Source organism: Providencia xihuensis (assembly GCF_041953405.1).
GTDB lineage: Bacteria > Pseudomonadota > Gammaproteobacteria > Enterobacterales > Enterobacteriaceae > Providencia > Providencia vermicola.
On record NZ_CP169565.1, the window covers coordinates 978,475 to 991,159 of the forward strand.

Below are 12,685 nucleotides of genomic sequence, written 5' to 3' on the forward strand. Positions count from 1 at the left end.
CTTTTTGGTTGATTAAATCACACTAAATAAATAGGCTGAGTTTCTCAGTGTTTGAAGAGGCATCCAAGTTTTGGGTGCCTTTATTTTCTGGAGTAAAAGTTTTGAGTGCTATGTTTTCTAACCAGCTACTTAACGACATTCTAGACCAAGTTCGGCCGCTAATAGGCCAAGGTTGTGTTGCCAACTATATTCCTGCGCTAGGTTGTGTGCCTTCTCATCATCTTGGTATCGCCGTTTCCACCATTGACGGTGAGGTTTTCACCGCAGGGGATGCCTATCAACGTTTTTCCATTCAGTCTATTTCAAAAGTGCTGAGCCTGACATTGGCGATGACGCGCTACGAAGAAAATGAAATTTGGAGCCGTGTTGGCAAAGAGCCATCAGGGCTACCATTTAACTCATTAATTCAAATTGAAATGGAAAAAGGTATCCCACGAAACCCGTTTATTAATGCAGGTGCGATTGTGATTGCAGATATGTTGCAGTCGCGTTTAAGTGCGCCAAAACAACGTATGCTAGAGTTTGTTCGAAAATTATCGTGTGAGCCTGATATTACCTACGATACAACCGTTGCTCGCTCTGAAATGGAACATGCAAGCCGTAATGCAGCAATCGGCTATTTAATGAAATCATTTGGTAATTTTGAAAATGATGTTTTGACGGTGCTCGAAACTTATTTTCATTATTGCTCTCTAAGTATGAACTGTGTTGAATTAGTGAGATGTTTCTCCTATTTAACATCGCAAGGAATGTCATCTTGCTCCATAGACCCCATTATTACCCCATTACAATCAAGGCAAATCAATGCATTGATGATGACATGTGGAATGTATGATGGCTCTGGTGAATTTGCATTTCGTATTGGAATGCCAGGGAAATCAGGTGTTGGCGGCGGTATTGTTTGTGTTGTCCCTAACCAATTTACTGTGGCGGTATGGTCACCTGAACTCGATGCAGCAGGGAATTCTCTGGTGGGTTGCGCTGCTTTAGAGCTATTATCGAAACGAATTGGGCGTTCTGTTTTCTAATTAATTCAACGCCTTCTAGGAGATGTTATGTTACGCCGTACATTAATTGCATTTTCACTGTTAGCGAGTGCAGCGAGCCAAGCTGCGGATTATAACTGCTCAGTGACACCGAACGATGATATTTTCATGACGCCAGAAAGCGTGCGAGTGGTTGGTCGCAGTGGCGATTTAGTGATTACACCTAATGGTGAGATCACGTTAAACGGCAAAAATATTGCGGCGACTGAGGCTCAAAAACAGCAAGCGATCCGTTATCAATCGGCAATTCGTAATGATTTACCTTGGATAAAACAAGAGTCTGAGAAAAAACTGGCAACGTCACGTGAAACGGTAGATAAAGTCGTTGTTAAGGTCATTGGCAGCGACAGTAATGTACGTAAACGTTTGACTAAGCTAGAAAAAGACCTGAATAGCCAAATCAACCAAATTATTGAAACCCGTCCGAATGGCTATGCTTTTCATCATGAAGCGATGAAAAATGCGGAAACAAAAGGCAAGCAGTTGGTGAATGAAAGCTTGGGCGGTATTTTACAAGATAGCATCAACGAAATGGGGCGCAAGCAACTGTTATCAGGTGGTGATGCTAACCAAGCGCTACAAGGCATGCTGGGCAATCTAGGTGGTTTGCAGCAAGAGCTTGAAACAGAATGGAAAAAACAAGAGAAAAGCTTCCAATTGTTTGGTGTTCAAGTGTGTTCAAAAGTCACTGGCATTGAGCAACAACGGGTTTCTTTATTGAATTCCTTAAAAGCCAAATAATCCATTTATCTATATTTCTTAAAAACAGCCCTGTATTAACTGCATGGCTGTTTTTTTATTTATGATGGTTATTATGTGGATTTATAAATGTGATTTTAGTTCCATTAATGGGAATGAAAATGAAATTGATTCTTATTTGATTGACATGTAGGCCTCTCTCTTTACAATGCGAGTTTGGCTTAATGACTTAATTGGGATCGTTTAAATGAAAAAGTTCATTCCTGCTTTACTTGTTTCTGTATTGTCACTCTCTGCTCCTTTAGCGCTTGGTGCTGAATCTGCTGCTTTTGCTCCAAATGCTGTCACTGCACAAGGCGTCGAAAAAGTGACAATTAAGCATTTATCGGGTGAAACAGAAGTTATTAAAAAACCTAAAAAAGTGGTTTTATTTGACTTCGGTGTATACGACTCAATGCAAAAACTGGGTTTAGGCGATAACGTGGTGGCTTTACCGACGGCAAATGCGCCTGCTTATGTGAAAGGCAGTATTCCAGCATCAATGGAAAATGCAGGTGGCATGAAACAGCCTGATTTGGCTAAAATTGAGCAATTAAAACCTGATTTAATCGTCATCACGGGGCGTCAGGGGAAATCATACGAAGCCTTATCCAAAATTGCACCGACCATTAATTTAGGTTCTGACAGCAAACATTATATTGAATCAGTAAAAGCAAACTTAGCCGTACTTGGTGATTTATACGGTAATCAAAAAGCCGTTGATGAACAGCTCGTTCAGTTAGACAAAACCATTGCAGATGCTCAGAAAAAAGCGGCTGATTCTAAGAAAAAAGTCTTAGTACTGATGCACAATGACGGCAAATTAATCCCAAATAACCAAGCCGTGGTTTATGATGTGGTAAAAGCACAGCGTGCAGAATTGCAGATTGATGAAAATGCGGATAAATCAAAACGCCGTGTTGTCGATACCAAAACCATTGCGCAAGCAAATCCTGATGTCATCTTAATTGTTGACCGCAGTGAAGCTATCGGTGCTGGGAAATTAGAAAAAACGGTCTTTGAAGACAGCAATATCCAAGAAACCAAAGCATACAAAGACGGTAAGATCACTTACCTGCAATCTGACCTTTGGTATTTATCAGGTGGTGGCTTTGTCAGCTTAACAGAACAAGTTAATGCTGTTGTTAACGCGCTTTAATGAATATCTGCCGTTGTCCTAGCGATAGCGGCAATATGAAATACCCTTATTGTTATTTTTGTCGATCTCATTTTTATCTCTAATAAAAAGCCCGCAGAATGTTATCTCTCGCGGGCTTTCATTAGTTCACTGATTTGGTTATTATTCCTCGCCTAAAAATAGCTCCAACAGCGAGTTTAAGAATAACTTTCCATGTTCTGTAATTTGCCATTCATCATCAGTTTCTGTGATATACCCTTTGGCTAAGGCTTCATTAAGAGCAGGCCTTACAGTTAATTCGGGCAAACCTGTGTATTGGGTAAATTCTTGACGGGGCATGGCCTCAAGTAACCGAAAGCGGTTCATGAAATATTCAAATGGTTTATCTTCGGCTTCTACATCATAAGACTGCTGAAGATACCGACCTTCCATATAACCTCGAGGATGTTTGGTTTTTACCGTACGTAAAATCCGCCCATCTTCAAAGGTAATTTTGCCATGAGCACCACAGCCAATACCGAGATAATCACCAAAGCGCCAGTAATTGAGGTTGTGTTCACACTGATAACCCGATTTTGCGTAGGCAGAGGTTTCATACTGTACATAACCCGCTGCACTGAGTAGCTTGTGACCCTCGGTATAAATGTCCCACAGGGTATCGTCATCAGGCAGCGTTGGTGGCCTTGAACCAAATTGTGTATTGGGCTCGATAGTTAGCTGATACCAAGACAAATGTGGCGGCGCAAGTTCAATCGCTTGTTTTAAATCTGACAAGCCTTCATCGCGCGTTTGTGCGGGTAAGCCATGCATTAAATCGAGATTGAAGCTGCGTAAGTTGAGGTGAGTGGCCAATTTTGCTGCACGTTTCGCCTCATCAGGGCCATGAATACGGCCTAAAGTGATCAGCTTATCGTTACCAAAGCTTTGTACGCCGATTGAAATACGGTTGATTCCCGCAGCCTGGTAGCCTGCAAACCGGTCTGCTTCTACGGTTCCAGGGTTGGCTTCCATGGTGACTTCTGCGTTTGGGTCTAATTGAACTCGTGCGCGAACACCATCCATCAATGCTTGCATGGCTTCAGCCGTCAGCAAACTCGGTGTTCCCCCTCCAATAAAAATCGTTTTAACAGGGCGATCAGCAATTAATTTGGCATCAATATCTAAGTCCGCTAATAAGTGCTCAACATACTCTTTTTGTGGGATTTCTCCTTTTAGAGTATGCGAATTGAAATCACAATAAGGGCACTTTTGCACACACCAAGGAATATGGATATACAAGCTCAGTGGTGGCAACTTATGCATTCTTCAGAGCATCCAGCATCATTGCTAAGGCTTTACCACGATGGGAAACAGCTTGTTTTTCTGCTTTGCTTAACTCTGCAGAGGTACAGCCAAGCTCTGGTACGTAAAAGATAGGATCGTACCCAAAACCGCCTTGGCCTTTGCGTTCGCGGGTAATAATACCGTGCCAACGGCCATGGAATACTAATGGCGTAGGGTCTTCGGCGTGGCGCAAATACACCAGCACACAGTTAAATTGCGCCTGACGTTGGTCATCAGGCACATTTTTCATTGCATCCAATAGCTTAACGAGGTTTTGCTCGTCAGTTGCTTCCTCACCAGCGTAGCGGGCAGAGTAGATCCCTGGCGCGCCACCAAGGGCATCAACCGAAATTCCTGAGTCGTCAGCAATAGCGGGTAAACCCGTTTGTGCCGACGCGTGTCGAGCTTTCAGGATGGCATTTTCAATAAAGGTTAAACCTGTTTCTTCTGCAGATTCAACACCCAATGAAGTTTGTGCAACGATATCCATACCGAAATCGCGAAGTAAGTCGGCTAATTCATTTACTTTGCCCGGATTCCCGGTCGCTAAAACAACTTTTTGCATCGTTTAAAACTCGTTTTTACATAATACCAATGGAATACATCATTGCGGTCAATGATGGGTCAATCATCAGGGAAATATCCACACGCAAATAATTCAGGGCGATTAAGATAAACATCACAATCATTGCTGAGAAATCTAACCCACCCATTGCTGGGATAATACGGCGAATTGGCGCCATTAGCGGTTCAGTTAATTGGTATAATAAATAATCAACAGGATTACGGCCTTGGCTTACCCAGCTGAGGATGGCGCGGATCAAGATCATCCAGAAGATCAATTTACCTGCATACGTTAGTAATAAAATGATCCCCATTGGGAGAATCGTTACGCCTAAGATAGGCAGTAAGTTAGTTGCCCACATGCCAAAAATAATTGCGGCAATGGCTAAAACAAAAGCAACAACAACAGACGCCGTATCAATTGAACCAATCGCAGGGATCACACGGCGTAGCGGCGCGACAATCGGTTGTGTGGCTTTGACCACAAACTTGGAAAATGGGTTATAGAAATCCGCACGAACGCACTGCATCCAAACGCGGAGCAATAACACAAAAATATACAGCTGGATCAGAGTGGTAACGACAAATACTAAAGTCTGCATGGCAAGTTCCGCGATTAATTAAAAAAGTTTTTCCATTTCTTCTGCTCTGTTGATGGCGCTTTGCATCGCGTTAGCAACAGTTTGCGGAAGGTTTTCGTTGTAAAATTGCTCTAAAGCCATCGCGGTGGTACCGCCTTTAGAGGTGACTTGTTCACGTAAGGTTGAAAAAGCCGTGTCGTGCTGGGATTTCGCCAGTTCAACGGAGCCTTCAATGGCATTCAACACTAATTCACGTGCTTGTTCTGCATCATAACCGAGTTGCTCTGCTTTTTGTTGCATCGCTTCCATAAATAAGAAGAAATAAGCGGGGGAGCTACCTGTAATTGCAATAATATTATTGATTTCTTGCTCTTTCTGGCACCAAATCGTTGAACCGACACTTTGCATTAATTCCTGCGCAAATTGTTTGTCTTGCTCAGTCACTTTGGCTTGCGCAAATAACCCGCTTACGCCTTTACCAACCAAGGATGGGGTATTTGGCATGATGCGCACTAAATTCAGTTGATGTGCAAAGTAATCGTTATAGCGCTCTGCTGGGATGCCTGCGGCAATGGTTAACACCAGTTTGTTATCAAAATCAGTGGCATTTTGCAGGGGTTCGCAGACTTCTTTCATCATTTGTGGTTTTACTGCTAATACAATGACATCGGCCTGTTTAACGGCAGCAAGGTTATCATCACTGCTAATAATGCCATATTGTGCGGCAATTTTATCGCGGCGCACGGGGGTTGGAGAACAAACGGTGATCATTGATGCGGGGTAACCATTGCTAACAAGCCCTGCGATGATAGCGTGAGCCATATTTCCAGCGCCGATGAAAGCAATTTTACGGTGTTGCATTCTGTTCTCCTTATTATTGATGATATTGGCGCGCACCAAAAATCGCGGTTCCTATGCGAACAAGGGTTGAACCGCAGTGAATAGCGGCGCGCATATCGTCAGTCATTCCCATCGATAGGGTATCGACTGTTGGGTAAGTAGTTTGTAACTGTTTAAATGCGTTGTCCATTTGACGAAACGCTTCACATTGACGGTCATAGTCTGATTCAGGAGCAGGGATCGTCATCAAACCTCGTAATACAAGGTTTGGCATAGTTGCGACTTCAGCAGCAAGCTTAGCAACCTCACCTAATGTTATGCCAGATTTGCTGTTTTCATCGCTAATATTAATTTGGATGAGTACATTTAGTGGCGTTTTATTGCTAGGGCGCTGGTCATTCAGACGCTGAGCAATTTTAGCTCTGTCAAGCGTGTGGAACCAATCAAAGTGTTCAGCGACTAAACGGCTTTTATTGGATTGTAATGGGCCGATAAAATGCCAAATAAGGTCAGTTCTATTTGCGAAATATTGGATTTTCTCAACGCCTTCTTGGACGTAATTTTCACCAAATTGGCGCTGGCCTGCTTCGATGGCTTCTAAAATGGCCTCACAAGGCTTGGTTTTACTGACAGCCAGCAGCGTAATGTCTTGGGGTGAACGATGACATTCTTCGGCAGCAGTTTGAATACGTGCGGTAACATCAGAGATATTATTTTGAATGGTCATGTATTTATTCATTATGGTTTAATTCAAAACTATTTTATTCACAGAGTGCATGAATAGTGACTGTTGACCATAGTGTAAAGCAATTCGCGTTAGAACGGCACCTTTGCATGAGATTTCCGTGAAAAATAACCTCAAAACTGTGCAAAATTAACTATGTTGCTCAAACCAGCTTTCAAGGATCACCACAGCGGAAGCCGAATCCACTTTTCCTTTGCTTAATGCGCGGTAGCCACCTTGCTCAAATAAGCCTGCTTTTGCTTCAACCGTGGAAAGTCGTTCATCGTGCAATTCGACTTTAACACCAAAACGGCCATGAATACGATTGGCAAAATTACGCGCTTGACTGGTGACCAGTTGCTCGGTGCCATCCATATTAAGGGGTAGGCCGACAATAACCAACTGAGGAAGCCATTCTTTAAGTAACTTTTCGATTTGTTGCCAATCAGGGCGACCATCACTGGCTTTAAGTGATGTTAATGGGCGTGCTGTACCTGTGATCTCTTGTCCAATAGCAACACCAATACTTTTTGTTCCGAAATCAAAGGCTAATAGCGTTCTTCCTGACATTATGCATGCCCCGCTTGCATGGAAATCGTATGAATATTGACACCAATTAAATTGGCAGCCGCAGCCCAACGTTCGTTAATTGGCGTATCAAAAATGAGTTTAGGGGATGCTTCAACTGTCAACCAGCTATTTTCCATGATTTCTCGCTCTAGTTGACCTGGCTCCCAACTGGAATAACCTAAGGCGACTAAAGAGTTTTCTGGCGAGTGATCGCTACCAAGAGTTTCTAAAATATCTTTCGACGTAGTGACCATCACTTCATCATTAAGATGCAAGCTAGATAAAAAGCCGCTAATTGGTGTATGTAAGATAAAACCATGTTCTTCTGCAACCGGGCCACCAGCAATCACGGGGCGTTGTAGGTTACGTTTATTGACTTTATCGGATACCGTAATTTCAAGCTTTCTTAACATGGTATCAACTGAAAAGTCATCAATGGGTTTATTAATGACTAAACCCATTGCGCCTTTTTCGTTGTGCTCACACACATACACTACAGATTGCTCAAAATAAGGATCTGTGAGGGATGGCATGGCAATAAGAAAATGGTTTTGTAGATTCAAACTTAAACTCCATTCATTTTTATTGAATTCGTTGGCTAAAAAGGCAGAAATCGCCTTTTTAGCCTGTTTTATTGCTTATTTTTTCAAGCGACGTTCAATGGCATCCATCAACATACCTGTGATAGAAATATCAAAAGCCGCTTCGATTTCACGAGCGCAGGTTGGGCTTGTGACGTTAATTTCAGTCAGGCGATCACCTATAATGTCTAACCCAACGAACACTAAGCCTTTTTCTTTCAATGTTGGCGCGACGGCACGCGCAATTGCCCAATCACTTTCTGTTAAAGGACGCGCTTCGCCACGACCACCTGCGGCCAAATTACCACGGGTTTCACCTTGCGCTGGAATACGCGCTAAACAGTACGGCACTGGCTCACCATCAACCACTAACACACGCTTATCGCCCTCTTTAATGGCAGGTAAAAAGTTTTGAGCCATACAATAGCGGGAGCTATGTTCTGTCAATGTTTCGATGATCACGCCCACGTTAGGGTCATCTTGTTTTAAACGGAAAATCGATGCACCGCCCATGCCATCAAGGGGTTTGAAGATCACATCCCCATGTTTTTGATGGAATTCTCTTAATTTTTGCGGGCTGCGAGTCACTAACGTATCTGGCGTTAATTCAGGGAACCAAGCAGTGAATAATTTTTCATTACAGTCACGCAGGCTTTGCGGTTTATTCACAATCAATGAACCTGCTTGTTCTGCGCGTTCTAAGATATAGGTTGCGTAAATGAACTCGGTATCGAACGGCGGATCTTTGCGCATCAAAATCGCATCAAGGGAACCGAGGGCGATATCTTGTTCACCATGGAATTCGTACCATTTCGCAGGATTTTCTTCGACGGTGACAATTTTAGTCTGTGCGCGAGCCTCACCTTGGTGCAAATAAAGGTCATTCATTTCCATATAATGGATTTCGTAACCACGACGCTGAGCTTCCAACATCATTGCAAAACTGGTGTCTTTCTTGATTTTGATGGATGAAATAGGATCCATCACTATACCGAGCTTGATCATTTTTTCTCCTTAACCCAGATCACCTAAGCGCACTTGCAGTGCAGTGATAGCGGTTAGCGCAGTCGTTTCTGTTCTAAGTACTCTAGGGCCTAACAGTATATCGGTAAATTGATAATTGGCTGTCATGGCGATTTCATCCGCTGAAAGCCCGCCTTCTGGGCCAATCAACAGTCTTACTTTTTTCAATTGAGTCGGCAGGGTATTGATGCTTTCTGTCGCTCTTGGGTGAAGATTTACCTTGAATGCACCGTCATCCTCCGCACACCAAGTTTCAAGGCTTTGTACGGGGCGAATTTCAGGGATACGGTTTCGGCCACATTGTTCACATGCAGCAATCGCAATTTTTTGCCATTGCTGTAATTTTTTTTCGAGTCGCTCGGGGTCTAAACGCACACCACAACGCTCTGAAATTAAAGGGGTAATGGTATTAACACCCAATTCAACAGATTTTTGGATGGTGAATTCCATTTTTTCCCCGCGTGACATGACTTGGCCTAAATGGAGATCGAGGGGGGACTCTCTATCATCAAGATTGCCACTTTCAATGTAGACCAAAACATGCTTTTTCGAAGCTTCCGTAATTTCAGCACTAAAAGTTTGGTTGCTACCATCAAACAGCTCAAGCTTCTGACCAGGAGCCATACGGAGGACTCTGCCCACATGGTTTGCGGCATCATCACCAAGAGAAATGGTTGTATTGGTTTGTATTGGCTCAGGGTGATAAATGCGTGGAATGCGCATGGTGTTTCCTTAGTACAGACTCGATTAATAAATAGGATAGCTTTGGTGAATATGGGGATTGAATCGCAAAACTCAAGCTTTGCTATCTAGTTTATAACGAAAAAAAACGTATTTATAGTACGTCTGTGCCATCGCCGTTAAATTAGACGCAATTGATAAATAAATAGAAAAAATTTGAGCTCGAATAAACTGATTGTATTGAACGGAATTAAAGTGTTTAGGTTGGTTATTTTTCTGCGTATATTTATTTTTTCTCCATAATGGAATAAGGAGTTAATATGCTCGACTTATGGTGCGCAGTTTTAGAAAAATTCGTTTTTATCTTTAATGAAATAATGAATCTTTTATTTAAATTGAAAACAAAGTGGAGCTGTTTTTATATTAAATTCAGTAACATTATGGTCAATAAGGAAGTTTATTTGATTTTAATGCTTTTAGTGTTATCTGTAATAATGACCTTTAAGCTATTGAAATCTATTCCTGAAAAATATTTTCAATTACCTTCCATTGAGGTTAATTATTTTTCATTGTTTTTTATTTATTCAGTGTTGGGTCTTATCGTTTTTTATTCGTTGAGTTATTGGCTTGCCATCTTATTTTTATTCGTATTTTTAAACTTCACTGTGTTGTTGTTTATTATTGATTATAAAACAGGGTATTTACCGAATATATTAACTTACCCATTCTTAGTGGTTGGGTTGTTGTATCAAATAAGCTCTCCAAACGGTAATGTGATTTCGGCTATCTATGCCATTATCGTGGCTTATTTGGCCATTATGTTTATCACAACGCTGGTGGAAAAAATCAAAAAACAGCCGCAAATGGGAAGGGGAGATTTTAAATTGATTGCTGCGTGTGCATCATGGCTTGGTGTACTGAATTTACCGCATTTTTTAGGTCTAGCAGCAGTGCTAGGGCTTTTGCACTACAGTGCGAGTTATTGGCTATTACCTAAGTTCCATGGCGTTGGCGGAAAATCGTATTTGAAAAGTGGAGAAGGTATGAATATGGGGGGCCCGACTATTCCTTTTGGGCCAGCGATTTTGGTTAGTGCGAGTATTTGGCTGTATTTATCACTTATTCAATGATAATAAATGAATAACACAGCCAAATGATTTGCTCGTTTGGTTATTTAGCAGCATTAACCATGGTATCTAAGAATTGTTGCCATTTATCTGGCGCGCCAAGGTAGTTTTGTAGTGGGACTCGTAGCCACTGGCCTTGTTGCTGAATCAGTAATGTAGGGAAGCCAGATGCACCTGATTGCGCTAATAGTGTTTTACTGTTTTGAATGTGGGTCTTAGTTTCACTTAGCTCACTCTGTGCGTAGTCAGTCGTATATTGAGCGACATCCAACCCAATGCTTTGTGCTAAATCTAACAGGACAGCGCTATCATTAATGTGGCGCCCTGCAATATAGTGGGCTTTTTGAATCGCTTTTAGCATTTCTAAGCCTTTACCTTGTTTTGTTGCTGCCAGTATTGCGGTTTGCGGTATTGCGGAGTCCATTACAAAGTTAGGTTCATGTAACATTGTGAGGTAGTCATCACCAAAAACTTGCTCTGTCATTGACGCTATGCGTTTATCTGATTGGATAATGTGTTGGCGGAAATTATCATCTAAATGTAGTCGAGAGCTGCCTGCGAGCATGCCACCACCATGCATTTCGATATGAATATTTGGGTGTTTCGCAGCAACTTCAATTAACGGTGCAGCAGCATAACACCAGCCACAATAAGGGTCATAAATATAGTGTAGGGTAATATTGCTCATAATAATGTCTCGCTGAATTATTTTTAAGATACTCAAGGTGATAGCATAAACTATCCCCCTAGATCATTTTGTTTTTAATGTGTATCCACAAGTTACAAAAAGTACCAAAACAAATGAAATAGGGGGCAATTTATCGGCTTACTGAGGCCACTGCATTTCGCCTTTAATCACTTTGGCGCTGAGCTCTAAGCTCGATTTTTCATCTAAGTTAGGGTATTGCGTTTCTACTTTTTTAATCAGTTCATCCGCGTTTTTGCTTGCTTTTGTCGCAGTTTCAAAGTCATTTAAATATTGCTGAGTAAATGTAACGGTTCCAATATCAAACTTAGAATTGCCAGTAAAATGCCCTGGTACAACGGTTTCGGGTTTAAGTGCTTTAATACTCTCTAAAGCTTGTTGCCAGTTTTGGCGTGAGGTTTCAGTTTGCGTATCTGCAATCCACACATGGAGATTATCGTAAACTAATACGCCACCCACGACTGCTTTTAAAGAGGGTACCCACAGATAAGTTCTGTCTGGTGAGGCACCATCTAGGCCTTTAATCTCTAATTTTTCACCATCAACGGTAAAGCTATTCCCTTTAATGACTTCAGGAACAATAACATGGCTTGGTGCTTCATTTTTTAATTCACCGCCCCAATAGGCAAGTTTGCCATCTTTAGTTGCATTAATGGCGTTGACGGTTTCGGCAGTTGCAACCACTTTGGCTTCAGGGAAAGCTTTTGTCAGCGTCTCTAAACCAAAATAAAAATCAGGGTCTGAATGGCTAATATAAATGGTGGTTAATTTCTTATTCAGCTTTTGGATTTTATCGACTAATTTTTGTGCGTCGTTGTTTTGAAATTGAGCATCAATTAAAACCACTTCAGTTGGGCCGCTAATAATTTCAGATGAAACAGGGAAAACACTGTTATGGCCTGGGTTATACACATCTAATGTTAGCTTTTTAGCCTGTGCCATGTGCATAGTTGTTGCGAATAATGTCGTTGCTGCTAATAAGGTAAGTTTCATTTTTATATCCTAAAATTAAGTGATGCAGGTAAATGTTGTTTGGCTTGGCG

15 protein-coding genes are annotated in these 12,685 nt (G+C 41.8%); 4 read left to right on the forward strand and 11 right to left on the reverse strand.

Annotated features, from left to right (window positions below; all coding sequences use genetic code 11):
• Window positions 1-101: 101 nt before the first annotated feature.
• The 3 genes from glsB to ACE2AL_RS04250 all read left to right on the forward strand — a co-directional run bounded on the left by glsB (window position 102) and on the right by ACE2AL_RS04250 (window position 2,943).
• Window positions 102-1,028, forward strand: coding sequence for a glutaminase B (glsB, locus tag ACE2AL_RS04240; protein ID WP_206084725.1), 927 nt, complete (start codon window positions 102-104; stop codon window positions 1,026-1,028).
• 27 nt (window positions 1,029-1,055) lie between these two features.
• Window positions 1,056-1,787, forward strand: a complete 732-nt coding sequence (locus ACE2AL_RS04245) for a DUF2884 family protein (protein ID WP_272539819.1) — start codon at window positions 1,056-1,058, stop codon at window positions 1,785-1,787.
• 205 nt (window positions 1,788-1,992) lie between these two features.
• On the forward strand, window positions 1,993-2,943 hold the full coding sequence (locus ACE2AL_RS04250) for a siderophore ABC transporter substrate-binding protein (protein WP_206084727.1): 951 nt from the start codon (window positions 1,993-1,995) through the stop codon (window positions 2,941-2,943).
• Window positions 2,944-3,084: 141 nt separating this feature from the next.
• Here the strand turns inward: ACE2AL_RS04250 and hemW are convergent, their stop codons facing one another.
• The 9 genes from hemW to rsmE all read right to left on the reverse strand — a co-directional run bounded on the left by hemW (window position 3,085) and on the right by rsmE (window position 9,851).
• A complete protein-coding gene (gene hemW, locus ACE2AL_RS04255) occupies window positions 3,085-4,224 on the reverse strand; it encodes a radical SAM family heme chaperone HemW (RefSeq protein ID WP_375084042.1) in 1,140 nt (379 codons plus the stop codon).
• Window positions 4,217-4,810: an RdgB/HAM1 family non-canonical purine NTP pyrophosphatase gene (gene rdgB, locus ACE2AL_RS04260; protein WP_206084729.1), complete on the reverse strand. Its 594-nt coding sequence runs from the start codon at window positions 4,808-4,810 to the stop codon at window positions 4,217-4,219. Before rdgB ends, hemW begins: the two co-directional genes overlap by 8 nt.
• A gap of 16 nt (window positions 4,811-4,826) precedes the next feature.
• Window positions 4,827-5,411, reverse strand: coding sequence for a YggT family protein (locus ACE2AL_RS04265; RefSeq protein WP_206084730.1), 585 nt, complete (start codon window positions 5,409-5,411; stop codon window positions 4,827-4,829).
• An 18-nt stretch (window positions 5,412-5,429) separates the two neighbouring features.
• On the reverse strand, window positions 5,430-6,251 hold the full coding sequence (proC, locus tag ACE2AL_RS04270; protein WP_272539821.1) for a pyrroline-5-carboxylate reductase: 822 nt from the start codon (window positions 6,249-6,251) through the stop codon (window positions 5,430-5,432).
• 13 nt (window positions 6,252-6,264) lie between these two features.
• Window positions 6,265-6,957: a YggS family pyridoxal phosphate-dependent enzyme gene (locus tag ACE2AL_RS04275; RefSeq protein WP_272539822.1), complete on the reverse strand. Its 693-nt coding sequence runs from the start codon at window positions 6,955-6,957 to the stop codon at window positions 6,265-6,267.
• Window positions 6,958-7,104: 147 nt separating this feature from the next.
• Entirely contained in the window at window positions 7,105-7,524 is a 420-nt protein-coding gene (ruvX, locus tag ACE2AL_RS04280) for a Holliday junction resolvase RuvX (RefSeq protein WP_206084733.1), read from the reverse strand.
• Window positions 7,524-8,087 carry a YqgE/AlgH family protein gene (locus tag ACE2AL_RS04285; protein WP_206084734.1) on the reverse strand — a complete coding sequence of 188 codons (564 nt, stop codon included), beginning with the start codon at window positions 8,085-8,087 and terminating at the stop codon, window positions 7,524-7,526. The genes ruvX and ACE2AL_RS04285 overlap by 1 nt, the downstream gene beginning before the upstream one ends.
• Before the next feature lie 75 nt (window positions 8,088-8,162).
• Window positions 8,163-9,110: a glutathione synthase gene (gene gshB / locus ACE2AL_RS04290; RefSeq protein WP_206084735.1), complete on the reverse strand. Its 948-nt coding sequence runs from the start codon at window positions 9,108-9,110 to the stop codon at window positions 8,163-8,165.
• A gap of 9 nt (window positions 9,111-9,119) precedes the next feature.
• Window positions 9,120-9,851: a 16S rRNA (uracil(1498)-N(3))-methyltransferase gene (rsmE, locus tag ACE2AL_RS04295; RefSeq protein ID WP_206084736.1), complete on the reverse strand. Its 732-nt coding sequence runs from the start codon at window positions 9,849-9,851 to the stop codon at window positions 9,120-9,122.
• Window positions 9,852-10,279: 428 nt separating this feature from the next.
• Between rsmE and ACE2AL_RS04300 the strand changes: the two genes are divergently transcribed.
• Complete coding sequence (locus ACE2AL_RS04300; protein ID WP_375084296.1) at window positions 10,280-10,939, forward strand: prepilin peptidase; 660 nt, start codon at window positions 10,280-10,282, stop codon at window positions 10,937-10,939.
• 40 nt (window positions 10,940-10,979) lie between these two features.
• Here the strand turns inward: ACE2AL_RS04300 and ACE2AL_RS04305 are convergent, their stop codons facing one another.
• Window positions 10,980-11,624 (reverse strand): DsbA family protein, encoded by a 645-nt coding sequence (locus tag ACE2AL_RS04305; protein WP_206084737.1) that lies wholly within the window; start codon window positions 11,622-11,624, stop codon window positions 10,980-10,982.
• 138 nt (window positions 11,625-11,762) lie between these two features.
• Complete coding sequence (locus ACE2AL_RS04310) at window positions 11,763-12,635, reverse strand: MBL fold metallo-hydrolase (RefSeq protein ID WP_272539823.1); 873 nt, start codon at window positions 12,633-12,635, stop codon at window positions 11,763-11,765.
• Window positions 12,636-12,685: the final 50 nt, after the last annotated feature.

Bases quoted from the DNA above. Each gene is read 5' to 3' on its own strand.
- ACE2AL_RS04300 (WP_375084296.1), top strand. From the start codon at position 10,280: ATGCTTTTAGTGTTATCTGTAATAATGACCTTTAAGCTATTGAAATCT.
- ACE2AL_RS04275 (WP_272539822.1), bottom strand. From the start codon at position 6,957: ATGACCATTCAAAATAATATCTCTGATGTTACCGCACGTATTCAAACT.
- ACE2AL_RS04250 (WP_206084727.1), top strand. From the start codon at position 1,993: ATGAAAAAGTTCATTCCTGCTTTACTTGTTTCTGTATTGTCACTCTCT.
- ACE2AL_RS04310 (WP_272539823.1), bottom strand. From the start codon at position 12,635: ATGAAACTTACCTTATTAGCAGCAACGACATTATTCGCAACAACTATG.
- hemW (WP_375084042.1), bottom strand. From the start codon at position 4,224: ATGCATAAGTTGCCACCACTGAGCTTGTATATCCATATTCCTTGGTGT.
- ACE2AL_RS04245 (WP_272539819.1), top strand. From the start codon at position 1,056: ATGTTACGCCGTACATTAATTGCATTTTCACTGTTAGCGAGTGCAGCG.
- gshB (WP_206084735.1), bottom strand. From the start codon at position 9,110: ATGATCAAGCTCGGTATAGTGATGGATCCTATTTCATCCATCAAAATC.
- ACE2AL_RS04305 (WP_206084737.1), bottom strand. From the start codon at position 11,624: ATGAGCAATATTACCCTACACTATATTTATGACCCTTATTGTGGCTGG.
- rsmE (WP_206084736.1), bottom strand. From the start codon at position 9,851: ATGCGCATTCCACGCATTTATCACCCTGAGCCAATACAAACCAATACA.
- rdgB (WP_206084729.1), bottom strand. From the start codon at position 4,810: ATGCAAAAAGTTGTTTTAGCGACCGGGAATCCGGGCAAAGTAAATGAA.
- proC (WP_272539821.1), bottom strand. From the start codon at position 6,251: ATGCAACACCGTAAAATTGCTTTCATCGGCGCTGGAAATATGGCTCAC.
- ruvX (WP_206084733.1), bottom strand. From the start codon at position 7,524: ATGTCAGGAAGAACGCTATTAGCCTTTGATTTCGGAACAAAAAGTATT.
- ACE2AL_RS04265 (WP_206084730.1), bottom strand. From the start codon at position 5,411: ATGCAGACTTTAGTATTTGTCGTTACCACTCTGATCCAGCTGTATATT.